Genomic DNA, 24,793 nt, shown 5'->3' on the forward strand with positions numbered 1-24,793 from the left:
GGCTGCGCGAGAGGCCGGTGGGCTTCCTGAACGCCGTACGCCGACTCGACGCCGGACTCGACCCGGCCGCCTGCAACGAGCTGGCCGACTGGCTCAAGGAGCACTACACCACCGAGTTCGGCGACGTCCCACTCGGCTTCCTCGCCACCTGCTACCTCGGTGCACCGTACGTCGACCATCAGCTGAACCTCTTCCACTCGATCGTGGACCACTTCGCACCCGGGGATCCGATGCCCCACCCCTTCGCGGCCGCCCGGATGCTGGTGCGCACCGGCGCCTACGCCTTCGTCGAGGTGTACGACGGCGGCCTGGTGCTGCCGGTACTCCCGGACGGCAGCGTGGTACGCCCGTGAACCCGTCCCGCCGACTGCTCCACCGTGAACGGAGACCCGCATGACAGAGGTGGACTACGTCCTGCGCAACCAGGTGGCGCAGGTCGACAGACTCGTGAACCGGCTCTCCGAGCAGGTCGGCCAGGTGTCCGGTCAGGTCTCCGCCGTCGGCATCGCGCAGCAGCAGACCCAGAGCGAACTGCAGCAACTGCGCGCCGACTTCCTGGCCTTCGTCCACCAGTCCCAGCTGACCGCCAACGTGCAGCGGGCCGAGACCCGCATCGGTGTCATCCAGGACAAGGTCGACCACGAGTTCGGCCACCACAAGGTGGTCCGGCGCACCGCCGTCGGCATGTTGCAGGCATTCGACCTCGGCCTGGTGTCCGAGGCGACGGTGACCTCGGTGAGTGAGCAGCTGATGATCCAGACGCCGCGCTACTGGCTCGCGCCCGCCCTGGTCGCCCTCGCGGCCTGGTCCGCCGACGACCCGGCGCTGTGCGAGCGGGCGGTGGACGAGGCGTTCCGGCGCTCACCGGAGCGCACCTCGCTCCTCTTCGCGCTGGTGCTGCGCCGCCAGGGCCGCCAGCAGTCCGCGGTGCGGTGGCTGCGGCACTACCTGATCGCCCAGGACCCGGCCGCGCTCGGTCGGGAGTTCGCGGTCATCCTGGAGTCCATCTCGCAGGGGGCCTTCGGCGCGGGCGGCCGCGAGATGCTGCACGAGACGCTCGGGCGGTGGCGCGAGACCCTGCTCGGCGACGACGAGGCCCGGGCCGCCCAGGTACGCCGGTGGCGTGCGGAGCTCGACAGCCTGCGCGCGCCGTCGGCCGCCGGCGAGTTCCCCCGGCTCTCGCAGGTGTCCCCGCAGTGGCCGCAGTTGGACGCCGTACTCGCCTCGGCCCGGGCCCAGCAGGCGATCTTCGCCAAGTACACCGCGATGATGGCGGGCGAGTCCGTCCCGTCCGAGCGGCTCGAGGACGCCATCGACGACATCCTGGACCGGTTGGTCTCGGAGTACGACAACGAGGAGCTGCCGCTCCGCCGCGACCTGGCGTTCAACCAGGCGGTGGTGGCGTGCGACGGCGACCTGGACGCCGCGAGGCACGCCGTGGACGTGGACTCCGCTTCGCTGGAGGAGACGCTCGACTACCTCACCATCCAGTCCACCGCGGCGCTCAACCCCTCGGCCATTGGTGCTTCGGCCTCCACCCAGCGGCTCGCCGTCGCCGCCTGCCACGAGTGGTTCGCGCAGGCCCACGCCGGCTTCAGCCGGGACTACCGGATGGCCGAACCGCCGGACGTCCACGCGGTGTTCGCCACCAGCCACACCTTCGGGGCCCAGGTCTTCAACCTGCCGCAGTGGGCGGGTTCGTTCAACACCCCGCTCCCAGCCCTGGAACAGTCGCTCGCCCAGCACTGGGACCAGCACACTGCCCCCTTCCTGGCCTCGCTGGCCTACCCGCTGACGCGCCAACTGGTCATGCTCGGCGGCGCGATCGCGCTGCTGCTGTTCGTCGTCGGCCCGATGAGCATCGCGGTCGCCCTCGGCCTGGCCGTCCTGGCCGGCAGTATCTGCGGACTGGTGCTGTACACCCGCTCCCAGGCCGCCCGGAAGGCCATGGAATCGGCCAAGCAGCTGCTGGCGCGCGCCAAGAACGACTCCATCCACCAACTGCGCGGCGCCTGCGCCGAGTACACGGACTGGAAGACCGCCTACCGGAACGCGGACCAGGTGGAGACCCGGACCCGCGAGTTCATCGGCTCACTGGCCGCCGCCGGCCACGCCCACAGCCCGTTCGACGGGCGCACCGTCCGACCCGCCGCCGCCACGCCGCAGTCCGGAGGAACGCCATGACCACGCCCTACCCCGCCCCGCCACCACCGCGTCGCCCCGCCGCCTCCCCGTGGGCGGCCAGCTCCAAGCCCACCACGGAGCGGGCCACCAGTCGGCTGCGCCGGATCGTCGAGGGCCTGCCGGACTGGGAACCGCTGCCGCCCGGCGAGGTGACGGTGCGTCGCCCCGGAAGCGGGCTGTGACACCGGCCTGGCGGCGGCGCGTGACACTGGCCAGGCAGCAGGCAGTGCGAACACCCGGACCACTCGGCGGCCCGTACCACGCCTGGGCCGAGTTCCTGGAACGCTGGTCGGCGGGCGAGCCGGTCGACGACACCGGCCTGCCCGCACTCACGCCCACCGACTTCCCCGAGGACACCTGGCAGCGGCTCGGGGCGCGGATCAGGGAAGCGCTCCAACAGCGCCTCCAGGCATGGGCGGACGCGCTCGTCGCGGCTGTCAACGCGGCCGACGACGAGTTCGCCGCGGGCCGCGCCCTCACCCAGGCACGCACCGGGCTGCACCGGATCCGGGTGCTCGCCGGCCACCCGCAGCTCCCGGCCGACCTGAAGGAGAAGCTGACCGCGATCATCGACGAGCAGACCCGCCGGGCCCAGCAGGACTTGGAACGCGAGCTGGAGCGCCGGGCGTCGCGCGAGCACGACCGACAGGCCGTCGACGCCCGCCGCCGCACCCTGCGCGACAACCCGCTCACCGCCGTCATCACCGCCACGCCCCCGGCCGACCCGGGCGGCTGGTCCTACGACCCCGCCGACGGGCCGCGCCGCCGCATCGTGCCGGGCTGACCGCGTCTTCGACCCGCCGTCCTACCGCCGTCCCGCCGAACCGAGACCCGAGGCCCAGATGTCCAACTACGCCGAGAGCCGAGACGACCTCGACAACTACCTCACTGCCCGAGTACCGGTGATCGGCCTGCGTACCATCGAGCAGCAGCGGGCGCTGCGGCTGGTGAAGGAGGTGGCGACCCGGTCGCGCCGTAGCAGCCAGCCGTTCTGGATCTACACCAGGGCCACCGGCCTGCGCGACCTGCGCTCCAACGCCACCGTCCAGGACGACCGCTCCCTGACCGGTGCCATGGAGTTCGCCGCCGCCCAGTTCACCAGCCGCCCGCAGGCCACCCTGATCCTGGTCGACCCGGACGGGCTGGAGACCGACACCCACTTCACCCGGCACGTCGCCGAACTCGCCCGGCTGGCCGACGCCAACGCCGGCAGCATCGTCTTGATCACCGACAGCCCGATCTGGAGCGGACTGCAACGGCTCGGCATGAGCCTGCAGCTCGAACTGCCGGACGCAGACGAGATGTACGGCACCATCAAGAGCTTCCTCGACGACCACCACGGCGTGGTGCCGATCGAATGGAACGAGGACGACGCGCGCCGCGCCTCGGAGTTTCTGCTCGGCGTGACCGAGGCCGAAGCGGTCAACCTGATGGCCACCATCGTCGCCAAGGGATCGGTCCAGCGCGACGACGTCCTCGCGCTGGCCCGGGCCAAGGACCGGATCTTCAGCGACCTCGCCGGCCTCGAGCGGGTCCAGCTCAAGGCATCGGACTACTCCGTCGGGGGCCTGAGCAGCCTGCGGGGATGGCTCCAGCGCAAGCACGAACTGATGCACGCTGATCTGCGCGGCACCGACCTGCGGCCGCCGCGCGGCGTGCTGCTGGTCGGCGTGCCCGGCTGCGGCAAGTCGCTGTCCGCCAAGGCCATCGCCTCGCAGTGGCAACTTCCGCTCTACCGACTCGACATGGCGAGCATCCACGGCAAGTACCTCGGCGAGTCCGAGGGCCGGATGCGGGAAGCGCTGGAGACCGCCGACCGGGTGGCGCCGTGCATCCTGTGGATCGACGAGATCGAGAAGGGGCTGGCCGGCAGCCACGACATGTCCGGCGTGCCGCAGCGCATCATCGGCCAGTTCCTTTTCTGGCTCCAGGAGTCGGACTCCCGCGCGTTCGTCGTCGCCACCGCAAACGACGTCCGCAGCCTCCCGCCCGAGCTCCTCCGCAAGGGTCGCTTCGACGAACTCTTCTTCGTCGACCTCCCCGACGCAAAGGACCGCAAGGAGATCATCGATCTCTACTACCGCAAGTACGTCAAGGTCGAGCCCGACCCGAACCAGGTGGACCGCCTCGTCGACCTCTCCGAGGGATTCGCCGGCTCCGACATCGAAGCCGCCCTCCACGAGGTCGGCGCCGAGGTACACCTCAACGGCGGAGCCGCCAAGCTGCTCCCGTCGTTCGTGCTCGACACCTTCGCCAACACCACGCCGCTCAGCCGGACCAACCCCGAACAGATCGAGGAGATCCGCACCTGGGGCCGCGACCGAGCCGTCCCGGCCGGCCGCACCACGACCACCACGACGTCCGGCACCTCCGGTACACCCCGCCGCGTCGTCTTCATGGGCGAGTAACCGACCGCCCATGCGTGCGCCAGGGGTCTGTACTTTGAAAGGCTCCGTCTCGTAATCGGTGGTAACCGTTTGTGATTCAGGCGAGGAGGATGCGGTGTCATAGCCAGGAAGTGGCCTTGTCGCTGCGCACCGCCCGCAGCGTGCCGATGAAGGCACCGGCGCCGGCTGCGAGGAACTTCTGGGCCCATCCCGTCATCTGGGGTGAAGTCCGGGGAGGCTCCCGAGGAACGGCAGGCGGCGAGCAAGGCCAGCGGGTTGCTGCGGGCCAGACTGCGCTGGGCGCCTGCACCGTTGAGCAACTTTACGGACCGACGCTCCTCGGCCCCGGCTTGGTTTCCGTCAGCCGTCGGGGCCCGACGGGAACGGCGGGGGCGCGACCCGCTGTACAGGTCCATGTAGAACATGTACTGCATCAGCTGTTGGAGCGTGTGGAAGGTACGGGCGAAGACGCCCTCACCGACCGTGACGGGCGGGGTGCATGACCTCGAACAGGTCGCTCAGCCAGTCGGCCGAAGGCGAGGATGAGATCCCGCTCGACGCAGTCCTCGTACCCGGCGTGGGTCGTCAGCGCGAGCTCCTCCTTCCTCGCCACCAGCCACTCCCGCAGGAACTCGCCACCGTGATGCGCCGGTCTTCGTACACCCCGCGCGGCTCACCGTCCAGCACCGCCTTCATCTCCCGGGCCGCCTCGGCGCGGGTGGCGACCCCCGCGCCGGCGGGTCTTCCGGTTCCCGTCCTCGGGGGCAAGTTCGGCACAGTACGTCCACTTGCCGTGCTTCAGATCCCCGGCCAGCCTCGGACACCACGGCCTCAACTGCCTCCCGGATCCGCCCGTACAACCACACCGCTGGTACACCCGACCACGCTGCGCACGCTGTCCCATGAGTTTCCCCTTCTCTCGGACTGAGTGGTGCCTCCGGGCAACAGCGGCTGTCGTGTCGGGTGTGGCGGCAGAGCGCGTTGGGCGGTGCGCGAAGCACATCAGAATCAACCGGCGAAGACACGCTCAAGACGCGCTCGGAAGATCACCATCCATGACCAGTGGGCAGGCGACCATGATCCGCCCGCAGGCCCGGCCCCGTGGGCCAGTGGGCGGCACCGGCGCAGGGGCAGTCGGGCTGGCGTGACGCCGCCTTCTGAAAGCCCGACAGATTTCGGTTACAGGCAGTACCTGCGGCGGGGTGGGCGGCCTGGGGACCATTTTGGGACCACGCCAGATGAGCGCCCATGGACGCTGATGATCCGAAACGGACACTTATGCGCAAAGTAAACGCTGAGCCACGGTCAGCAGCTCGCGGCGCCGCTTCCATTGAGAAGTCACAACTCACATGTATCTCATGGTAGTTGAATAACAAGAAAGACCGACACCTCAGGGTCTCGGCTTTCGAAGCTAAGTCGACCCCTTGGCTTGGGGGTCAAGGGGTCGCAGGTTCAAATCCTGTCGTCCCGACAGTGATGTCGGAGCCCCGCTGACTGGACGAAGGTCCAGGCCAGCGGGGCTTTTGCCGTTTCTGAGAGCAGGTCAGCGCACGACCCTCAGGTGGCGACCGGGGGTCTCCGGCGGGTGCGGGGGCCGATAGATCATCCGGCCTGCTCACGCGGCATGTTGGTACTCCTGCAGGGTTCCTCCGGGTCGGTCTCGTCGGCGGATTTCAAGGTGCCTGATCTGCGCTGGCACGTCGATCGGGTCGGGTAGGGGACGGAGCGGCGCGGCTTGCTTCAGTGCTCGGTGGGGCCGGTGCTCGTTGTCGTGGGTCTCGAACTCGCGGAGCGCGTGGAGGAGGTGGCGTTGGTGCCAGATCGAAGTGCGGTCCAGGAGCTCCCTGCGGCAGGTCTGTATCCGGCGCTCCATGACGGAGTTCATTCGCGGTATCCGGATGCCGGTGGTGACAACAGTGAGTCCGGCGTCGGTCAGCAGGGCGTCGAAGGCGGCGGTGAACTTGACGTCGCGGTCGCGGATCAGGAATCTGGCCCTGGCGCGGATGGAGCGGACGGTGGGCGGGCGCCCGCGACGCCTCGGTGCGCAGGTCGCGGCATGGCGTCGCTTGAGCAGGTCGCGGTGCCACCGCGGGACCGTGTCCGGGCGGACCAGCAGTAAGAGGCGCCGTAGCTGGCCAGACGCGGCAGCACGACAGATCATGATGCCGCTGGTGCCCTGTGCAGGTGAAGATGCCGGGGAAGCGCCGAGCGGATCCGAACATCGACGATCAAGGCCGCGACCTGCGCGGATGATGTGTCGGCACCCGCAGTGTCGGGCGTGATGACCAGCGGACGTCGTGTCAGATGAGGTCTCCGGCAGGGCGATACCGCTCGTGATGTCCAGTCAACTCCGGTGCTGCGGCGGATGCCGGCGGTGGGCTCCGGGCCCCTGGCGGGCGCCGTCGGCGCGGTGGGGGCCGGTGCGAAGACTTTCGGACAGTTCCCGGTGGCGCGATGCCCCTCCGCGGGGGGCGTTTGGGGCGGAATCGGGGGTGTGATCCACCGGATTTCCGCCGATTTTCCGGGAATTTCGCGCACTTTCTCGGCAAGGGAATGTTTGGCATGCCGGATTTCTGGGTAATGGCGATCTTGTCGCGTGTGTCTGAAACCCTCCCCCCTGGCTCAAAGTCGCGTAAGGCGCATCATGATCAGGCGTGATTGGTCTTGATCGATTGATGTGGACAGGATGATCAGCTGGATCTAGTATCCGGGGTGGCCCGGGCCGGTGAGGCCTCGTCAGGCCCGTGAAAATTACCCGGCAACTCATCGTTGACAATCGGGGGAGTCAATATGCCCAACCCTGCCGTGTGGAACGTCGTCTTCGACGCCGGAAGTGACGCCGATATCGTGCTCGCCGCCGATTTCCCGGTGACCGGCCGCAACGAGGGCGGGTTCGCCGAGCTGGCGCCCGGTCTGAATCCGGACTTCTCGCTCTGGCAGACGGTCGCGCCGGTCCGCGCCCCCGAGACCGGCGCCTCGCCGGACGAGTACCTGGAGGGCTGGCTCTCCGAGATCGAGGCGTCCGGACGGACGGTCCGGGCGGTCATGGGCTACTGCGCGGGCTCGGTGTTCGCGGGCGCCCTGGCCGAGAAGGTCGCCGAGCGCCAGGCCGTCGCCCCCGCGGTGATCGTGTTCGACCCCGAGCTGGTCGACGTGCCCACCGCCCACCTCCAGTTCGGGCGGGTGGTCGGCAACATGACGACCATCCTGACCGAGGAGGAGATCGCCAACCTGTCCGGGACGGCGGAACTGCTCGCCGCCAAGCCCGGCATCGAGCCGGCCGAGTTCGCGGCTGAGCTGTACTCGGTGTTCACGCCGATCGGCCGGGGCGCCCTGCTCCGGGCCGGGCTGGCCGAGGACTACGCCGACGAACTGGTCGCCATGGTCGGCTCGTTCATGGCCTACCTGTGCGCCGCCTCCGGCCTCGACCCGCGGCCGGGCTGGGCTCGCGCCACGGTGGTCACCTCCGGCAGCGAGCGCAGCGGCCTGAACCGGATGCGCACCACGCCGGGCGTGGCGCCCATCGTCATCGCGGACGAGCACCGCTTCGAGGTCGAGCACCGCGACCTCCTGCGCACCCCCGCCGTCGCCGAGACCGTGGCCGGCCTGCTGGCCGCCCGGCCGGAGGGCGGCGCGTGAGCCCCGACATACCGGGCGGGGCCGTTCGCGCGTCCCGCAAGGAGACCACCCTGTGGCTGCTCGACGAGCTGGTCCCGGGCAGTGGTGCCAACAACCTGTCGCTCGGCCTGCGGGTGCACGGCCGCCTCGACGCCGCCGCGGCGGCGAAGGCCACCCAGCTCCTGCTGGAGCGCTTCGAGGTGCTGCGGACGGTCTTCCACCGCAAGGACGCCGAGCTCACCAGGTCCGTCCCGGCCTCCCTGGCCGTCGACCTGGAGGAGGCCGACCTCGGTGAGGGCGAGGAACTCGCCGCCCTGACCGCCTTCGTCGCCCGCCCCTTCCTCGCGGACGGCAGCCCGCTGGTGCGGGCCCTGCTGCTGCACGGCCCGGACCACGACGTGTACTGCCTGGCCCTGCACCACGCCGTGTCGGACGTCCAGTCCACGGCGATCCTGCGCGCCGAGTTCGTCACCCTGTACGAGGCGGTGCTCGCCGGCGGGCACCCCGAGCCCGTCGAGGTGCCCGCCTGGCACGAGCCCGAGGCGTCGGAGAAGAGCCGCCGCTACTGGGCGCAGACCATGGCCGGGTTCCGGTCCTCCGGGCTGGAGCTGTGGTGCGAGCGTGCCGAGCAGCCGGTCACCACGCTGCGGGGCGACGAGGTCACCCACGTGCTGTCGCCCGAGGCCCACGCGGTGGTGCGCCGCCTGCAGCGGGAGCTGCGGGCCCCGGAGTCGGTGGTCCTGCTCACCGCCTACGCGGTGCTCCTCGCCGCGCACGGCGCCGGCCCGGACCTGACCATCGGTTCGCCGGTGAACTCCCGCACCCGGGAGGCGATGGACGCGATCGGCTACCACAGCAACCTGGTCACGCTGCGCCTGATGCTCGACCGGGAGGCGAGTTTCCGGGATCTCGCGGCACTGGCCCGTCGCACCTTCCTGGAGGCGATGGCCCACCAGGACGTGTCCGCCGACGATCTGCTCGACGTCGTCGAACGGGACGGTTCCGGTTGGCGCAACGTGCTGTTCAAGCACGTTTTCAACTACGTTCCCTACGTCGAGGACCAGCGCGCTTTCACGATTGCCGGAACCGACGCCGAGCTCGTCGTCGTGGAGAACGGCTTCAGCCAGTTCGACCTCGAATTCTTCGTTTCCGCCAGCAAGGACAAGGCCACCGTGCGCGCGGTGTTCTACACCGGTGTGCTGGATCGATCCGACGTCGAACTGATGGTCAGCCGGTACGACGCCCTGCTGGTCGCGGTGGGCGCCGAACCGGACGCGCCGATCGCCTCGCTGCCGACCTGGTCGGAGCGGGACCACGCGGTCATCGACGCCGCCAACGCGACCGACCGCGCCGTCGAACCGCCGTCGGTGCTCGCGGGCTTCGCCCGGCGCGCCGCCGCCGAGCCGAAGGCCCTGGCCGTCCGGGACGGCGACAGCGCGGTGACGTACGGCGCGCTGTGGTCGGCCGCCGTCGACACGGCCGCCCGGCTGACCGAGGCCGGCGTGCGGCGCGGCGACGTCGTCGCCCTGCTGCTGCCGCGCGGCGCGGCCCTCGCGGCCGCGGTGTTCGGCACCTGGCTCGCGGGCGCGGCCTACCTGCCGCTCGACCCGAACCACCCCGAGGAGCGGCTGGCCCACCAGCTCGACGACGCGGGCGCCCGCACCGTGATCGTCGGCGCGGGGATCACCGCGCCGGACGGCCCCCGCGCGGTGGCCGCGCCCGACTGCGCCACGGCCCCCGAGGTGCCGGTCGACCCGGCCGCGGTGACCGTCGGGCCCGACGACCTGGCCTACCTGATCTACACCTCGGGCTCGACCGGCCGCCCCAAGGGCATCCCGATCCCGCACCGCAGCCTGGTCAACCACATCGTCGACTACGCCGAGCGGTTCGGCGTGGCCGGATCCCCCCGGCCGACCGGCTGGCTGAGCACGTACAGCTTCGACACGTCCTCGCTGGAACTGATGATGCCGCTGCTGCACGGCGGCCACACCGTGGTGCTCCCCGACGAGGCGCGCACCGACGGCGCCCTCCTCGCGGCGGCCGTCACCGCCCACGACATCGGCTTCCTCCAGGCCACCCCGACCACCTGGCGGCTGGTCGTACGGGAGGACGCCGACCTGACGGCCGGCCGGACCATCCTGACCGGCGGCGAGCCGCTGCCCGCCGAACTGGCCGACACGCTGCTCGCGGCCGGCGCCGACCTCTGGAACGTCTACGGCCCGACCGAGAGCACGATCTGGGCGACGGCCGGCCGGATGACCGCCGACCGCACCGGCCGGGTGGACGTCGGCGCGCCCGTCGCCAACACCCGGATCTTCATCGCCGACCCGCACGGCCGCCCGCTGCCGATCGGTCTGCGTGGCGAGCTCTGCGTGGCCGGGATCGGCGTCGCCGAGGGCTACCACCGGCGGTCCGAGCTGACCGGCGAGCGCTTCGGCGAGAACGCCGAGTACGGCCGCTTCCACCGCTCCGGGGACGTCGGCCGCTGGCGCCCGGACGGCCGGATCGACCTGTACGGCCGGACCGACCGCCAGGTCAAGCTGCGCGGCAACCGCGTGGAACTGGCCGAGGTGGAGGCCGTGCTGGTCGGCCATCCCGACGTCGAGGCGGCGGCCGTGGTCGTCGTCGGAGACCCCGGGGCGGACGGCTCGCTGGCGGCGTTCGTCCGGGTGCCCAACCGGCCCGAGGCCGTCGACGAACTCTGGGACCACGCACACAAGTTGCTCCCGCGCTCGGTGATCCCGCACCGGTTCGTCGCGGTGGACGCCTTCCCGCGCACCGGCAGCGACAAGGTCGACTACCTGGCCCTCGCGGCCCTCGCGGCGCAGGACCAGGGCCCGGCCGCCGCCGGCCCCGCCGCGGCCACGGACGACGAGCTGACCGGGACGATCACCGCGCTCTTCGCCGAGCTGCTGGAGCGTCAGGACCTGCACGCCGGGGCGAACTTCTTCGCCAACGGCGGGCACTCGCTGCTGGCGGTCGTGCTCGCCCAGCGGATCCGGGACCTCACCGGCGTCCGGCTCGCCCTCACCGACATGTTCGAAAACCCGACCCCCTCCGCGCTGGTCGACCGGCTGCGCCGGACCGCCTGACCGGACCTCGAAGGAGCCACAAACCCATGGAGATCCTCAAGCTGGCCGTCAGCGGCTGGTTCGCCCGCGCGCTGGCCGTCGCCGCCCGACTGGAGATCGCGGACATCCTCGCCGACGGGTCGATGACCGCGGCCGAGCTGGCCGAGCGCACCGAGACCGACCCCGACGTGCTGTACCGCCTGCTGCAGATGCTCACCGTGCCGGGCATCCTGGAGCGCGACGGCGAGAAGTTCAGGCTCGCCGAGGCCTACGCGCCGCTGCGGGCCGACCACCCGTTCACCCAGCGCCACTTCGCGATCCTCTCCGCCGAGCTGTACGACGACGCCTTCGCCGGCCTGATGCACACCGTCAAGACCGGCCGCTCCGGCTTCCAGGAGGTGTTCGGGGAGTCGCTGTACGAGTACCTGGAGACCCACCCGGAGACCGCCGAGCTGTTCGACCAGGGCATGATCGACCTGGCCGCGCCGGTCGCCCACTGCCTGGTCCAGCAGCACGACTTCACCGGTGCCAAGACCGTCGTCGACGTCGGCGGCGGCAGCGGCGGCCTGCTCCCGGGCATCCTCGCCGCCAACCCCGGGCTCAACGGCGTCGTCGCCGACCGGGCCAGCGTCTGCAGCCGCGGCACGGCCGCCCTCGGCCGGGTCCGCGACCAGGAGGTGCTCGACCGGATCAGCTACGTGCCGAGCGACTTCTTCGCGTCCGTCCCCGCCGGGGCCGACCGCTACCTGCTGAAGAACGTGCTGCACGACTGGACGTACGACAACTGCGTGCGCATCCTGCGGACCATCGCCACCGCGATGGCCGAGAGCCCGGCCGACGCCCGGCTGCTCGTGCTGGAGCCGCTGGTGGAGAACGACATCGACGGCTGGCGCGCGATGTTCCAGGCGGTGGCGTGCGACGAGGGCACCCTCGGCCTGGACGAGCCGGCGATGCGCCGGGCCCTGGAGGAGGGCGGCTTCACCGTCGAGTCGGTGACCCAGCTGCCCACCGGTCACAAGGTCCTCGAAGCCGCCCTGCGCGCCTCCTGACCATGCTCACACCGGTCTTCCTCTTCGCGGGTCAGGGCTCCCAGTACCACGGCATGGGCAAGTGGCTCTACGGGGCCGACGCCGTGTTCCGGGACACCCTCGACTCCCTGGACGCCGTCGTCCGCGACACCCGGGGCGACTCCGTGGTCGCCGCCATCCACGGCGGCGACCACGGGCCCGAGCGGCCGATGACGCGGCTGTCGCTGACCCAGCCGGCCATCTTCATGGTCGAGTACGCCCTGGCGCGGATGCTGCGCTCGTACGGCTTCGAGCCGGCGGCGGTGCTAGGCGCCAGTCTGGGCGAGGTCGCGGCGGCCGCGGTGGCCGGCATCGTCGACCCCGAGGAGTGCCTGACCTCCCTGCTGCGGCAGGTGGAGCTCTTCGAGGCGGAGTGCCCCCGCGGGGGCATGCTCGCGGTGCTCGCCGACGTCGGCCTCGCCCGACGGGACCCCGTCCTCGCCCGGGCGCACGTGGCCGCGGTGAACTCGCCGGAGAACTTCGTCCTCGCCTCGACGGCCGGGGAGCTGGACCGGATCGAGCGCCACCTCCAGGCCTCCGGCACGCTCTGCCAGCGGCTGCCCGTGCTCTACCCCTTCCACTCACCGCTGATCGACCCGATGGAGGGCGCCTTCAAGGACCTGGTCGGCTCGCTGACCACCAGGCCCGCGACGACGCCGCTGATCTCCGGAACCACCGGGACGGCCGTGCAGATGATCGACCCGACCCACCTGTGGCGGGTGCTGCGCGACCCGTTCGACCTGACGAGGGCGCTCGGCCCGCTGCTGGCCCGGGACGACCTGCTCTTCCTGGACCTCGGTCCGTCCGGCTCGATGGCCAACCTGGTGCGCGCGGCCCTGCCGAAGGGCAGCTCGTCCCGGGTCATGCCGCTGCTGTCCCCGTACGCCCGCGAGGAGGTGCTCCACCGGGCCGTGCTCGACACACGCCCCGCGCTCGCCACCCCCGCACGACGAACCGAGGTGACACCCGTGACCGCTCCGACGGCAGTGCCCGCCCGACCCGCCGGCGACGCGAAGCCGCTCGACGCCGACCCGGGGACACTCGACGTCTGGGTCTTCCCCGGACAGGGAGCGCAGGCCAAGGGCATGGGCCGGGAGGTGTTCGACCGGTTCCCCGACCTGGTGGCCCGGGCCGACGCCGTGCTCGGCTACTCCGTCCGTGAACTGTGCCTGGAGGACCCGGGCCGCAACCTGCGCGACACCCGCTACACCCAGCCCGCGCTGTACGTCGTCAACGCGCTCACCTGGCTGGCGGCCGTGCAGGAGGGCGGCCGGCTGCCCGACTACGTCCTCGGCCACAGCCTCGGGGAGTTCGTCGCCCTGTTCGCCGCGGGGGTGTACGACTTCGAGACCGGGCTGCGACTGGTCGCCGAGCGCGGCCGGCTGATGGGCGAGGTCACCGGCGGCACGATGGCCGCGGTCTCCGGCGTCGACGCCGGGCTCGTCCGGCAGGTGCTCCGGGACCACGCCCTCGACGAACTCGACCTCGCCAACGACAACGCGCCCACCCAGACGGTGATCGCCGGCCCGGTGGAGGCCGTCAACCGGGCGCTGCCGCTGCTGAAGGAGGCGGGCGCCCGCTGCGCACCGCTCAACGTCAGCGCGCCGTTCCACAGCCGCTACATGGCGCGGGCCGCCGAGGAGTTCGGACGGCTGCTGGACGCCACCACCTTCGCCGCGCCCAAGATCCCGGTGATCGGCAACGTCGAGGCCAGGCCCTACCGGGCGGGCGAGGTGGCCGCCACGCTCCGCCGGCAGATCGTCTCGCCGGTCCGCTGGACGGACAGCATCCGGCTGCTCATGGCTCTGGGCGGGTTCCGGGTGCGGGAGCTCGGCCCCGGGCAGGTGCTGACCAAGCTGATCGACCGGATCCGGACCGAGGCCACCCCGCTCCCGGCCGCGGAGCTCTCGGCCGCGGGGTTCCCGGCGGCAGGGCTCCCGAGCACGGGGTTCCCGGCCGCGGGGCTTCCGACCGCGGACGACCGGGCCGCAGGGCTGCCGGCCGCGACGGCGCAGGCCGTCCGGGGCCCCGGGGAGCTGGGGTCGGCGGCCTTCCGCCGTGACTACGGGGTCCGCCTCGCCTACGCCGCGGGCGGGATGCGCCTCGGCATCGGCTCGGTGGACCTGGTCGCCCGGATGGCGCGGGCCGGCCTGCTCTCCTTCTTCGGCGCCGCCGGACTCCCCGCGGCCGAGGTGGGCGCGGCGGTGGCCCGGATCCGGGACCTCACCCCGGCCGGCGCGCCGTTCGGCGTCAACGTCACGCACGACCCCTTCGACCCGGGAGCGGAGGACGAGCTGGTCGACGTGCTGATCCGGCACGACGTCCGGTTCGTGGAGGCCGCGACGCACGTCGAGGTGACGCCCGCCCTGGTGCGGCACCGCCTCACCGGCGCCCGGGTGCTGCCGGACGGCACCGTCCACGTGCCCCGCAAGCTACTGGCCAAGGTGACCCGCCCGGACGCGGCGCGCCTGTTCCTCTCGCCGCCGCCCGCCGCGCTCGCGCGGCAGCTGGTGGCCGAGGGGCTGCTCACCGCCGAGGAGGCGGCGGCCGGCGAGCGCGTCGCGCTGGCGGACGACGTCTGCGCGGTCGGCGACGCCGGCGACCACTCCGACCTGGCGGCGCTGTGGGCGCTGCTGCCCTCGCTGCGCCGACTGCGCTCGGAACTCGGGGGAGTCGCGCGGGCCGTGCGGATCGGCGCCGGCGGCGGCATCGGCGCACCGGAGTCGGCGGCCGCGGCCTTCGTCCTCGGCGCCGACTTCGTCCTCACCGGCTCGGTCAACCTGTGCACGGCCGAGAGCGGGATCAGCCCGGCGGCCAAGGACCTGCTGCAGCAGGCCGACGTGCACGACACGGCGTTCGCGCCGTACGGCGGCCTGTTCGAACTCGGCGGCCGTGCCCGGGTGTTCCGCCGCGGCGTGCTGTTCCACGCCAGGGCGACCAAGCTCTACGACCTGTGGCGCAACCACGACTCCTGGGACGCCGTGCCCGCCGCGGTGCGCGCCAAGGTGGAGCGCGACTACCTCGGCGCCCCGTTCGACGAGGTGTACGCGCGGCTCGGCCGCGCCGCCGAACCCGGGACCGACCCCAAGCGGCGGATGGCGCTGGTCTTCCGCTGGTACTGCGCGCAGGCCAGTGCCTGGGCCATCGAGGGCGCACCGGACCGGGTCGCCGACTACCAGATCCCCTGCGGCCCGGCGCTGGGCGCGTGCAACCGCTGGCTGGAGCACACCCCGCTGCGCGACTGGCGGGACCGCCACGCCGACGAACTGGCCGACCGCCTGATGGCCGAGGCCGCCGCCGTCGGCACCGACACCGCCGCGGCCGCCTGACCGGCCGCCATCCACCGCGCCGCGCCGGTCGTCCGACCTGCCGGGCCGCCCCGGCCGCCTGCCCCGGCCCGATCGAAACGCTGAACGAGGAGCGAGCTGACCCCATGACCGACACCGCCGTGCCCGAGCACCCGCACGACGCCGACGAACCCGCCGGTACCAGCGGACCGGACCCGCTCGCCAGCGAGTTCGACCTGTCCGACCCGGCGTTCATCACCGACCCCGCGGCGGGGGAGCGCTGGCTCTCGGCCCCCCGCCCGGTCTGCCGCGGCAAGTTCGCCGACGGCAGCGACATCTGGGTGGCCACCGGCTACCAGGACGTCAGGAACGTCCTGGGCGAGCCGACCCTGCGCAGCCGCCCGCCGGGCGACTCGCACCGGCAGAGCATGCTCAGCCGGGGCGTCCCCGAGGACATCGTCGACATGTTCGACTCGACCCTGCTGACCATGGACGGCGCCGACCACATGCGGGTGCGCCGGCTCGTCACCCGGGCGCTGTCCGCGCGCCGGATGCAGGCGCTGTCCCCGGCGATCGCCCGCGTGGCCGAGCGCCTGCTGGACGGCCTGGCGGCCGAGCCCGAGCCCGACCTGATCGCGCACTACGCCCACCCGCTGGCCATCATCGTCATCTGCGAACTGCTCGGCGTGGACGAGGAGTACCGCGAGCAGTGGCGCGAGTGGAGCGAGACGCTGGCCCAGGCCCTGCGGCCCAACCCGGAGCAGTTCGCCCCGGCCGTGCGCGGCATGGCCGACGTGACCCGCAAGCTGATCGACGCCCGCCGGGCCGAGCCCAGGGACGACCTGATCTCCGAGCTCGTCGAGGCGCAGGAGGACGACAGCGAGCGGCTGAACGACGACGAGCTGGTGGCGCTGGCCATGGTCCTGGTGCAGGCCGGCCACGAGACCGTCCGCAACCTCATCGCGCTCGGCGCCCTCACCCTCCTCCAGCACCCCGACCAGCTGCGGCTGTTCAAGGAGAACCCCGGGATCGGCGACCGCGCGGTGGCCGAACTGGTGCGCCACACCGCGCCGGTGAAGCACACCTTCCGCCGCTTCGCCACCGAGCCGGTCGAGATCGGCGGGGTGACGGTGCAGCCGGGCGAGGCCATCCAGGTGGTGCTGGCGGCCGCCAACCGCGACCCGGAGGAGTTCGAGCACCCGGAGCGCCTGGACCTCACCCGCGAGCACAACCCGCACCTGGGCTTCGGCCGCGGTGCCCACTACTGCCTGGGGGGCAGCCTCGCCCTCATCGAGGGTGAGATCGCCCTGACCAGCCTGTTCGACCGGTTCCCCGATCTGCGGCCGGCCGTCGACCCGGCGGAGATCGCGCCGCGCTACCTGCTGGCCATGCAACGGTTCCCGGTGCTGCTGTCACCGGAGGAAGAGAAGTGATGAGCGACGCCACCCCCACCCCCATCCCCACCGTCGACGGCCATCCGATGCGCCGAGGCAGTTGTCCCTTCGACCCGGCCGTGGGGCTCGCGGAACTGCGCGCGGAGCACCCGATCGCCCGGATGGTGTTCCCGGACGGGCACATCGGCTGGCTGGTCACCGGCTACGACGAGGTCCGCCGACTGCTGACGGAGCGCCGGATGAGCTCGCGCGGGGAGATCCTGCGCTCGCCCATCCCGCTGCCGATGGCCTCCTCCCGCATGGCGATCCCGCCGGGCATGTTCACCGCGATGGACCCGCCGGAGCACACCCGCTACCGGCGCCAGGTCGCCTCGTGGTTCTCGGCCCGCCGCACCCGGACGCTGGAACCGTGGATGACCGAGCTGGTGGACCACCACCTCGACGCGATGGTCGCCCACGGGGGGCCGGTCGACCTGGTCGAGGCGTTCGCCGAGCCGGTGGCCGTCGCCGCGATCTGCGAGCTGCTCGGCGTGCCGGCCGACCAGCGCGAGGAGTTCGGCAAGGCCATCCAGGCGCTGTTCACCGTGCACTCCAGCGCCGAGGAGGCGATCGCGGGCTGGCAGAACATCGGCGCCGCGCTGGCCCGGCTGGTCCAGACGAAGCGCGCCGAGCCCGCCGACGACATGCTCGGCACGCTCGTCGCGGGGGGCGAGCTCAACGACGAGGAACTCGCCACGATCGGCAGCGTGCTGCTCGTCGCCGGTTACGACACCAGCCTCAACATGATCGGCCTGGGGACCTTCGCGCTGCTCGAACACCCGGAGCAGTACGCCGCGCTGGCCGCCGACCCGGAGGGGCTGGCCCCGAAGGCCGTCGAGGAACTGCTGCGCTACCTGACGGTCGTTCACGGGGGCTCGATCCGCGCGGCCGGCGAGGACCTGGAGTTCGACGGGCACCGGATGGCGGCCGGCGACGCGGTCTCGATGTCGCTCGCCGCGGCCAACCGCGACCCCGCGCTCTGCGCCGACCCGGACCGGCTGGACATCACCCGGGAGTCGGTGCCGCACCTGGCCTTCGGCTACGGCATCCACCAGTGTGTCGGGCAGCAGTTCGCCCGGCTGGAGCTGCGGATCGCCTTCGAGCGCCTCGCCGCCCGACTGCCGGAGCTGCGCCTCGCCGTCCCGGCCGAGGAGATCCGCACCCGCGCGGAGATGATCATCTACGGCGTCCACGAGCTGCCGGTGACCTGGTGAACGGGGAGACCATGCTGTTCCGCGAAATGCTCAAGTCCAAGATCCACCGAGCGACGGTGCGACAGGCGGACCTGCACTACGTCGGCTCGATCACCATCGACGCCACCCTGATGAAGGCCGCGAACCTCTGGCCCGGGGAGAAGGTCGACGTCGTCGACGTCGACAACGGCGCCCGCCTGAGCACCTACGTCATCGAGGGCGAGGCGGACAGCGGGATCATCGGCATCAACGGCGCCGCCGCCCGGCTCATCAGCCCCGGCGACACGGTCATCATCATCGCCTACGCCTCGATGACCGAGGAGCGCGCCCGCTCGTACGAACCCAGCGTCGTGTTCGTCGACGCGGACAACCGGCCCCTCACCACCGGCGGCGACCCGGCCGACGTGCCCGAGGGCTTCGGCCTGGTCCGCGGCGACACCGTCAGCGCGTGAGCGCCCCCGACCCGGCTCCCGGAGAACGCACATGACTGCCACTCCCGAGATCATGACCGCCTTCACCAGCGGCCTCAAGGACATCAACCTCGACGAGTCCAGCGCGCCCCGCCAGGGCGAGAAGGCCGCCGGGATGAAGAAGGCCAGCGCCACCATCTACGACATGGCCGCCACCCTCTCCGGTGAGGGCGACCTGTGGAACTGGGGCATGTACGACGCCAGGATCGCCGAGGAGATCCGGGCCCTGCTGCCCGGGTTCGGCGAGCCGTGGACCGACGGCTTCAGCGAGCAGCTGTACTTCCTCGCCCTGCGCGACCTCCCGGTCGAGCTCGACGACCTGGCCGGCCGGGACGTCCTGGAGGTCGGCTGCGGCATCGGGGCGGGCCTGAACTTCCTCTCCAGGATCGTCCCCGAGGCCCGGATGACCGGCCTCGACCTGTCGCCCAGGGCGATCACCCGGGCCAACGCCACCCTCGCCCGGGGGAGCGGCCTGCGGTTCGTCCACGGCGACGCCGAGGAACTCCCCTTCGAGGACGCCTCGGTGGACGTGCTCGTCAACATCGAGAGCTCGCACACCTACCCCGACCTCGGCAAGTTCCTGCGCGAGGTCGAGCGGGTGCTGCGCCCGGGCGGTCACCTCAGCCACATCGACGTGTTCACCCGCCAGCGGTACACGGCGATGCGCAAGACCGCCGCGGAGATCGACGGGCTGGAGTGGACCACCGACCACGACATCTCCGCCGAGGTCCGCGCGGCGGTGCGGCGGCGGATGGCGCAGGGCAGCCACTTCCGCAAGAAGCTGGAGCGCCAGCGGCTCAACCCGCTGATGCGCCAGATCGTGGCGCACAGCCAGATCCTGATGTTCGGCGGCATGTTCGCCGGCTACCAGCCGAACTCCACGATCCGGGCGCTCAGCCGGATCGGCGTGGTCCCGTGGATGAGCGGGCTGCCGATGGAGAGCTACCGCCACCAGATCGCCGTCCGCCGATGACACCGTCCGGCGGGGCGCCGGCTCCCGGCGCCCCGCCACCCGGACCGAGAGAGGGAGACGTGAACGCACGGCTGTTCGCCGTCGCCGCCGACACCGGGGACCGGCTCCGGGCGGTGCTGTTCGCCCACCGGGCCCGGATCCTGGACGGGCGCGACCTGCCACCGCTGGCCCACTACTGCCGGGACGCCGCGACCGGCTCCGCCGGCCCGTACCGGGTCGCCTTCGCCGTCGAGTCGTACGAGGAACTCGCCGGGCAGCTCTCCGAGCGGCTCGACGGGTCGAGCACGGCGGAGGGCGGCGGGAGCCTCCCGGAGGCCGCCCCCGACCGGCCCTCCGGGCTGGTGTTCGTCTTCGCCGGCCAGGGCGCCCAGTGGTACGGGATGGGGTGCGAACTGCTCGCCACCGAACCGGTGTTCCGCGAGGCCCTGCACCGCTGCGACCGGGAGGTCCGGGAGTTCGCGGGCTTCTCCGTCGTGGAGCAGATCGGCCTGGACAACACGGCGTCCAGGCTGGGGGAGATCGACGTCCTGCAGCCGACCATGGTGTCCCTGCAGATCGCCCTGGTGGCGCTCTGGCGCAGCTGGGGCGTGACGCCGGACGCGGTGGTCGGCCACAGCATGGGGGAGATCGCCGCCGCGTACACCGCCGGGGCGCTGTCCCTGCGGGACACCCTGATGATCGCCTGCCGGCGCAGCGGACTGCTGCGGCGGATCGTCGGCAAGGGGGCGCTGGCGACCACCGAGCTGCCGCCCGCCGAGGCCCACGCGGTGGCCGCGGCCAGCGGCGGCCGGATCAGCGTCGCCGGGGAGAACAGCCCCCGCTCGACGGTCCTGGCCGGTGACGCGGACTCACTCGCCGCGCTGGTCGAGGAGTTGGAGCGGCGGGACGTCTACTGCCGGGTGATCAAGGGCACGGTGGCCTCGCACAGCCACTACGTCGACGAGCTGCGGGACGACCTGAGGGCCGCGCTGCGCTCGCTGCGGCCGGTTCCGACGCGGGTGCCGATGTACTCGACGGTCACGGCCGAGCCGGTGCCCGGCACCGAACTCGGCGCCGGCTACTGGATGCGCAACCTGCGGGAGCCGGTCCGGCTCGCCGCCGCGGTGGAGGGGCTCCACGCGGCCGGCCACGAGGTGTTCGTCGAGGTCAGCACCCACCCGGTGCTGCTCAGCCCGATCCGGCAGACGCTGGAGCACGGGGAGCGGGCCGGTCGCCTGCTGCCCTCCGGCCGTCGGCGGGCCGAGCGCCGCTCGGTGCTCGACTCGCTGGGCGCGCTCCACCAGTGCGGGTTCCGGCCGGACTGGTCGGCGCTGTTCCCGCCCGCCGGGTCCGCGTCGGCGCTGACGCCGTACCAGGCGGCCGTGCTGGATGCGGTGCGCCGGCCGAGGCCGGTGCCGGCCGGGATCTGAGGGGCCGGGCCCGCTCGACGGGCCCGGAGGGGAAAGAGGCGGAAGGCCCCGCGTTCCGGGTGCGGGGCCTTCCGCCGGTCTTCATCCGGCGCTGCCCACGGGGGCGGCGAGCCGGTAGCGGTTGGACTCACGGGCCAGCAGCCCGTCGTCGACGAGGGCGCGCCGCAGCGAGACGGCGTCCAGCACGCCACCCTCGCACCAGGGCTGCAGGCGGTCGGTCACCGCGCGCTCGTCGTAGTCGTCGCCGGCGGCGAAGGTGCTCCCGGCGATGTGCCCGAGCACCGCGAGCCTCGCGTCGTCCTGCTCCGGCACGTCGACCAGGATGCCGCCGCGGATGTGCCCGCGCAGCTGCGGGTCGGGCTGGTCGGCCGCCATCTCCTCGGCCACCCGCCGGGCGGCGGTCTCCGCGGCCTCGGCGAGGGAGGCCTCGTCCAGGGCCAGCGAGCCGCGGCCCTGGACGAGCAGCCCGCTGCGGACCAGCTGTCCGATGGCCTTGGCGGCCTGCGGTGCGGCGAGCCCCGAGGCGGAGAGGATCTCCGAGGAGGTCGTCGCGCCGAGGGCGAGCGCCGAGAACACCCGGCGCAGAACCGGATCGCCCAGGTCGATGGCGAGTTGTTCGGGTGTCATGAGAGAACGCATCCTTTCCGAAGCCTGCCGGCCCGTGCGCCCGGCACGGGCCGGTTCCCATCCGGGGGTCAGCGGCCCTTGCGCTTGACCTTGATCTTGGACAGGTCGGTGGAGACCGACCGGAGGTCCCGGTAGGTGCCCCCGAGCTTGTGGATGGCGGCCGCGGCCAGCTCCTCGGCCTGGCCCAGCACGAGGTCCTCGGTGTCGTCGTCGGTCGCCGGGATGAGGACGCGGAACGTGAAGGTGAGCAGGGCGGGCTCGTACGTGACGGTGCCCTCCTCGGTGAACCGGGCCTTGAACAGGTCGTGCTCGCCGGCCTGGGCGACCAGGGAAGCCCGCTGTTCGTCCGTGAGCTCGGCGAACTTGCCGTGGGTGATGACCTGGTAGGTCGTACCGCTCATAACTGTGCTTCTCCAGGTGTGGGTTCGGTCACCGGCCCGCGTTCCACGGGCCCGCGCGGTGGAGTTGATTGCGCGTCAGTCGGTGACAGGGCAGCAGGTCAGCCTAGCAGTCGGGGGCGAACACCCCTTCGGTCGCCGAGGCTCACGCCTGCTGCTTCTCCGGCCGGTGGGTCCGGTGCGGCAGCAGGAACAGCAGGCCGGTGACCAGCACCAGACCGCCGGCCGCCCAGTACAGCGCCTCGCTGTAGGTGGCGATGAAGGTCTTGGAGCGGATCTCGTTCAGGGTGCTGCCGACCGTCTTGGCGTCGGCGCCGGAACCGGCGTCCTGGCTGCTGCCCGAGCTGCTCGCGAGCAGCGTGGTGCAGCTCTCGGGCACCTTGGTCAGGTCGGGCTGGCCGAGCGAGTCGGTCGCGCAGGCGCGGATCGCCCCGGCCTGGGCCGGTGCCACCGCCTGGACGGTCGGGATGACCTTGTCGGCCTGCGGGCCCGCGTTGCTCGCCAGGGCGGAGAAGAAGACACCGCCGATGATCGCCACGCCGAGGGCCGCGCCGAGCTGGCCGGTCGCGTTGATGATGCCGGACGCCGCGCCGGCCTCCTGCGGCTTGACCTCGCGCAGGATCAGACCGGTCAGCGGGGCCATCAGCAGACCCATGCCGGAGCCGAGCAGGAGCATGGACGGGACGGCGTGCCAGGAGGTGATGCCGTCCCCGGCGTGGTTCGCGACCCAGGCGTAGGAGCCGACGCCGAGCATCATCGCCACGGCGCCCGCCACCAGGGTGTACCGGCCGTACCGGGGGTAGAGCGTGCGCACCGCGATGGTGCCGACGATCGGGACCCCGAGCGAGAACGGGATCGCGGTCAGACCGGTGTGCAGCGCCGACCAGCCCAGGCCGCCCTGGAGGTAGAGCGTCCAGCTGAGGAAGAAGCCCGCCGGCACGGCGCTGAAGAGCATCTGCGCCGCGACGCCGGCGCCGAACGCGCGGACCTGGAACAGCGAGAGGATCACCAGCGGGGACCCGTCCTTGCGGGTCTTGTACCGCTCGTAGAAGACGAAGCCGACGAGGACGGGCGCGGCGCCGAACAGGCAGGTGATGCTCCAGGCGGGCCAGTCGAGCTCACGGCCGAGCATGAGCGGCAGCATCAGCAGGAGCAGGCCGACGATCGCGAGCAGCATGCCGATCAGGTCCAGCCGCATCGCGTGCGGGGACTTCGACTCCCTCATCCACTTCGAGGCCCCGACCAGGGCGGCGATGCCGACCGGCAGGTTGACCACGAAGATGGCGCGCCATCCGAGGTCGAACGGGCTCCAGTCGACCAGGGCGCCGCCGAGGATCGGGGCGGCGACGATGGCCAGGCCGATCATGCCCGCGTACAGGCTGACGACGCGGCCGATCTCCTTCGGGTCGAAGGTGACGTGGATGACCGCCAGGACCTGCGGAACCATGATCGCGGCGGTCATGCCCTGGAGGATGCGGGCGACGACCAGCATCTCGGAGTTCTGCGCGGCCGCGCAGAGGGCGGAGGACACCACGAACCCGGCGACGCCGGTCATGAACATCCGCTTGCGGCCGAAGATGTCGCCGAGCCTGCCACCGGTGATCAGGATGGCCGCGAACGCCAGGGTGTAGCCGGCGGTCACCGCCTGGACGACGACGGCCGACGCGCCGAGGTCGCCCTGGATGGTCGGGATCGCCACGGTGACGATGTTGACGTCCAGCAGGTCCATGAAGGTGGCGACCAGCAGGACGGCCAGCGCGAGCCACCGCTTCGGGTCCGGCGCGGGGGCGTCGGAGGCGACAGGCGGTTCGGCGGTCGGCTGCGCCGCCTGCCCAGCCTTGCTGCTCATGGGTTCTTCTCCGGCTTCTCGATCGGTGGCGTCCGGCCCTTGTCGGTCGGACGCCCGGGGGACGGGCGGGAGGCTTCGTTGGCGGGCGCGGGGTTCCGGGCGAGCGCGCTCCACGAGCGCATCAGCAGTTCGATGGCGTTCGCGACGGTGTCGATGTCGCTGTCCTCGGGGGAGATCACGCGCTGGATGGACAGTCCGTCGCCCAACGAGTGCACGACGAGGGCCAGGAACTCGACCGGGGCCGGGGGGGCCACCGAGCGGTCGGCGAAGCCCTGTTCCAGCGCCTGGGCGAGCGCGGCGCGCGAACGCCGCTCGCGGTCGGCGAGCACCGGCAGGAGCTTCGGGTCGCGCAGGCCGTAGAGCCAGAGCTCGGTGCGCAGGGCGAGCCAGCTGCCGAGGGTCTCGTCGCGCCGGCGGTACCAGGAGCGCATGTGGTCCATCAGGTCGTCGAACGACCCGGCGTCGCGGCTGAGCTCCTGTATCTCCTCGAGCTCGCGCTGGGTGCGCTGCTCCAGCAGGGCCAGGACGAGCTCGTGCTTGCCCTCGAAGTTGCCGTAGAACGCGCCGCGGGTGTAGCCGGCGCGCTCGACGATCTGTTCGACCGAGGTGCCGCTGACACCGTGCTCGGCGAAGAGTTCGGCCGCGGCCTGCAGCAGCTGCTCGCGGGTGAGTTCCCGGCTCTGCTGCCGGGTGAGCCGCCTGGTGATGGTGATCGCCTCCTGATGCGCCGTCGGATACAAGACTGTATCCCAATACGGCTCTGTATCTGAAATGGATTCCGGAACGACGAAGGGCTGCCGTCGCCTCCCGGGGGAGGCGACGGCAGC

At 72.0% G+C, this 24,793-nt stretch carries 19 protein-coding genes; 14 read left to right on the top strand and 5 right to left on the bottom strand.

Annotated features, from left to right (window positions below):
- Positions 1 to 17: 17 nt before the first annotated feature.
- The 5 genes from ACZ51D_RS33735 to ACZ51D_RS33755 are packed head-to-tail and all read left to right on the top strand — an operon-like array spanning position 18 to position 4,592.
- Positions 18 to 353: a hypothetical protein gene (locus ACZ51D_RS33735; RefSeq protein WP_465624060.1), complete on the top strand. Its 336-nt coding sequence runs from the start codon at positions 18 to 20 to the stop codon at positions 351 to 353.
- Between the two features lie 40 nt (positions 354 to 393).
- Positions 394 to 2,184, top strand: coding sequence for a hypothetical protein (locus ACZ51D_RS33740; RefSeq protein ID WP_465624058.1), 1,791 nt, complete (start codon positions 394 to 396; stop codon positions 2,182 to 2,184).
- Positions 2,181 to 2,366 carry a hypothetical protein gene (locus ACZ51D_RS33745; protein ID WP_465664388.1) on the top strand — a complete coding sequence of 62 codons (186 nt, stop codon included), beginning with the start codon at positions 2,181 to 2,183 and terminating at the stop codon, positions 2,364 to 2,366. Before ACZ51D_RS33740 ends, ACZ51D_RS33745 begins: the two co-directional genes overlap by 4 nt.
- Before the next feature lie 44 nt (positions 2,367 to 2,410).
- On the top strand, positions 2,411 to 2,968 hold the full coding sequence (locus tag ACZ51D_RS33750) for a hypothetical protein (protein ID WP_465624055.1): 558 nt from the start codon (positions 2,411 to 2,413) through the stop codon (positions 2,966 to 2,968).
- Between the two features lie 58 nt (positions 2,969 to 3,026).
- A complete protein-coding gene (locus ACZ51D_RS33755; protein ID WP_465664389.1) occupies positions 3,027 to 4,592 on the top strand; it encodes an AAA family ATPase in 1,566 nt (521 codons plus the stop codon).
- Positions 4,593 to 6,186: 1,594 nt separating this feature from the next.
- Here ACZ51D_RS33755 and ACZ51D_RS33760 read toward each other — a convergent pair.
- Positions 6,187 to 6,732 (bottom strand): integrase core domain-containing protein, encoded by a 546-nt coding sequence (locus tag ACZ51D_RS33760; protein WP_465664390.1) that lies wholly within the window; start codon positions 6,730 to 6,732, stop codon positions 6,187 to 6,189.
- A gap of 629 nt (positions 6,733 to 7,361) precedes the next feature.
- Between ACZ51D_RS33760 and ACZ51D_RS33765 the strand changes: the two genes are divergently transcribed.
- From ACZ51D_RS33765 to ACZ51D_RS33805, 9 genes are all read left to right on the top strand, one after another.
- Complete coding sequence (locus ACZ51D_RS33765; protein ID WP_360493112.1) at positions 7,362 to 8,210, top strand: carbohydrate kinase family protein; 849 nt, start codon at positions 7,362 to 7,364, stop codon at positions 8,208 to 8,210.
- Positions 8,207 to 11,281 (top strand): non-ribosomal peptide synthetase, encoded by a 3,075-nt coding sequence (locus ACZ51D_RS33770; RefSeq protein ID WP_465664391.1) that lies wholly within the window; start codon positions 8,207 to 8,209, stop codon positions 11,279 to 11,281. Before ACZ51D_RS33765 ends, ACZ51D_RS33770 begins: the two co-directional genes overlap by 4 nt.
- A 26-nt stretch (positions 11,282 to 11,307) precedes the next feature.
- Positions 11,308 to 12,309, top strand: a complete 1,002-nt coding sequence (locus ACZ51D_RS33775; RefSeq protein WP_360493106.1) for a methyltransferase — start codon at positions 11,308 to 11,310, stop codon at positions 12,307 to 12,309.
- Between the two features lie 2 nt (positions 12,310 to 12,311).
- Positions 12,312 to 15,656, top strand: coding sequence for an ACP S-malonyltransferase (gene fabD, locus ACZ51D_RS33780; protein WP_465664392.1), 3,345 nt, complete (start codon positions 12,312 to 12,314; stop codon positions 15,654 to 15,656).
- Positions 15,657 to 15,760: 104 nt separating this feature from the next.
- The gene (locus ACZ51D_RS33785; RefSeq protein WP_391492864.1) at positions 15,761 to 17,047 is read left to right on the top strand and encodes a cytochrome P450 family protein; all 1,287 of its coding nucleotides are present in this window, start codon (positions 15,761 to 15,763) and stop codon (positions 17,045 to 17,047) included.
- Positions 17,047 to 18,261, top strand: coding sequence for a cytochrome P450 (locus tag ACZ51D_RS33790; RefSeq protein WP_360493098.1), 1,215 nt, complete (start codon positions 17,047 to 17,049; stop codon positions 18,259 to 18,261). Before ACZ51D_RS33785 ends, ACZ51D_RS33790 begins: the two co-directional genes overlap by 1 nt.
- A gap of 14 nt (positions 18,262 to 18,275) precedes the next feature.
- A complete protein-coding gene (gene panD / locus ACZ51D_RS33795) occupies positions 18,276 to 18,692 on the top strand; it encodes an aspartate 1-decarboxylase (RefSeq protein WP_360493574.1) in 417 nt (138 codons plus the stop codon).
- Between the two features lie 31 nt (positions 18,693 to 18,723).
- Positions 18,724 to 19,683, top strand: coding sequence for a class I SAM-dependent methyltransferase (locus ACZ51D_RS33800; protein WP_360493096.1), 960 nt, complete (start codon positions 18,724 to 18,726; stop codon positions 19,681 to 19,683).
- Positions 19,684 to 19,742: 59 nt separating this feature from the next.
- Positions 19,743 to 21,092, top strand: coding sequence for an acyltransferase domain-containing protein (locus tag ACZ51D_RS33805; RefSeq protein ID WP_465624044.1), 1,350 nt, complete (start codon positions 19,743 to 19,745; stop codon positions 21,090 to 21,092).
- An 81-nt stretch (positions 21,093 to 21,173) separates the two neighbouring features.
- Here the strand turns inward: ACZ51D_RS33805 and ACZ51D_RS33810 are convergent, their stop codons facing one another.
- The 4 genes from ACZ51D_RS33810 to ACZ51D_RS33825 all read right to left on the bottom strand — a co-directional run bounded on the left by ACZ51D_RS33810 (position 21,174) and on the right by ACZ51D_RS33825 (position 24,706).
- Complete coding sequence (locus ACZ51D_RS33810; protein WP_360493090.1) at positions 21,174 to 21,719, bottom strand: DUF2087 domain-containing protein; 546 nt, start codon at positions 21,717 to 21,719, stop codon at positions 21,174 to 21,176.
- Between the two features lie 68 nt (positions 21,720 to 21,787).
- Positions 21,788 to 22,120 carry a DUF6204 family protein gene (locus ACZ51D_RS33815; protein ID WP_360493087.1) on the bottom strand — a complete coding sequence of 111 codons (333 nt, stop codon included), beginning with the start codon at positions 22,118 to 22,120 and terminating at the stop codon, positions 21,788 to 21,790.
- A 142-nt stretch (positions 22,121 to 22,262) separates the two neighbouring features.
- Positions 22,263 to 23,966 (bottom strand): MFS transporter, encoded by a 1,704-nt coding sequence (locus ACZ51D_RS33820; protein ID WP_465664393.1) that lies wholly within the window; start codon positions 23,964 to 23,966, stop codon positions 22,263 to 22,265.
- Positions 23,963 to 24,706 (bottom strand): TetR/AcrR family transcriptional regulator, encoded by a 744-nt coding sequence (locus ACZ51D_RS33825; protein ID WP_465624040.1) that lies wholly within the window; start codon positions 24,704 to 24,706, stop codon positions 23,963 to 23,965. The genes ACZ51D_RS33820 and ACZ51D_RS33825 overlap by 4 nt, the downstream gene beginning before the upstream one ends.
- Positions 24,707 to 24,793: the final 87 nt, after the last annotated feature.

The sequence above is a fragment of the Kitasatospora sp. NPDC033851 genome, from assembly GCF_055576085.1.

Coding starts and splice junctions, on each gene's coding strand:
- ACZ51D_RS33820 (WP_465664393.1), bottom strand. CDS start 23,966: ATGAGCAGCAAGGCTGGGCAGGCGGCGCAGCCGACCGCCGAACCGCCT.
- ACZ51D_RS33815 (WP_360493087.1), bottom strand. CDS start 22,120: ATGAGCGGTACGACCTACCAGGTCATCACCCACGGCAAGTTCGCCGAG.
- ACZ51D_RS33800 (WP_360493096.1), top strand. CDS start 18,724: ATGACTGCCACTCCCGAGATCATGACCGCCTTCACCAGCGGCCTCAAG.
- ACZ51D_RS33740 (WP_465624058.1), top strand. CDS start 394: ATGACAGAGGTGGACTACGTCCTGCGCAACCAGGTGGCGCAGGTCGAC.
- fabD (WP_465664392.1), top strand. CDS start 12,312: ATGCTCACACCGGTCTTCCTCTTCGCGGGTCAGGGCTCCCAGTACCAC.
- ACZ51D_RS33745 (WP_465664388.1), top strand. CDS start 2,181: ATGACCACGCCCTACCCCGCCCCGCCACCACCGCGTCGCCCCGCCGCC.
- ACZ51D_RS33755 (WP_465664389.1), top strand. CDS start 3,027: ATGTCCAACTACGCCGAGAGCCGAGACGACCTCGACAACTACCTCACT.
- ACZ51D_RS33760 (WP_465664390.1), bottom strand. CDS start 6,732: ATGATCTGTCGTGCTGCCGCGTCTGGCCAGCTACGGCGCCTCTTACTG.
- ACZ51D_RS33775 (WP_360493106.1), top strand. CDS start 11,308: ATGGAGATCCTCAAGCTGGCCGTCAGCGGCTGGTTCGCCCGCGCGCTG.
- ACZ51D_RS33810 (WP_360493090.1), bottom strand. CDS start 21,719: ATGACACCCGAACAACTCGCCATCGACCTGGGCGATCCGGTTCTGCGC.
- ACZ51D_RS33785 (WP_391492864.1), top strand. CDS start 15,761: ATGACCGACACCGCCGTGCCCGAGCACCCGCACGACGCCGACGAACCC.
- ACZ51D_RS33790 (WP_360493098.1), top strand. CDS start 17,047: ATGAGCGACGCCACCCCCACCCCCATCCCCACCGTCGACGGCCATCCG.
- ACZ51D_RS33765 (WP_360493112.1), top strand. CDS start 7,362: ATGCCCAACCCTGCCGTGTGGAACGTCGTCTTCGACGCCGGAAGTGAC.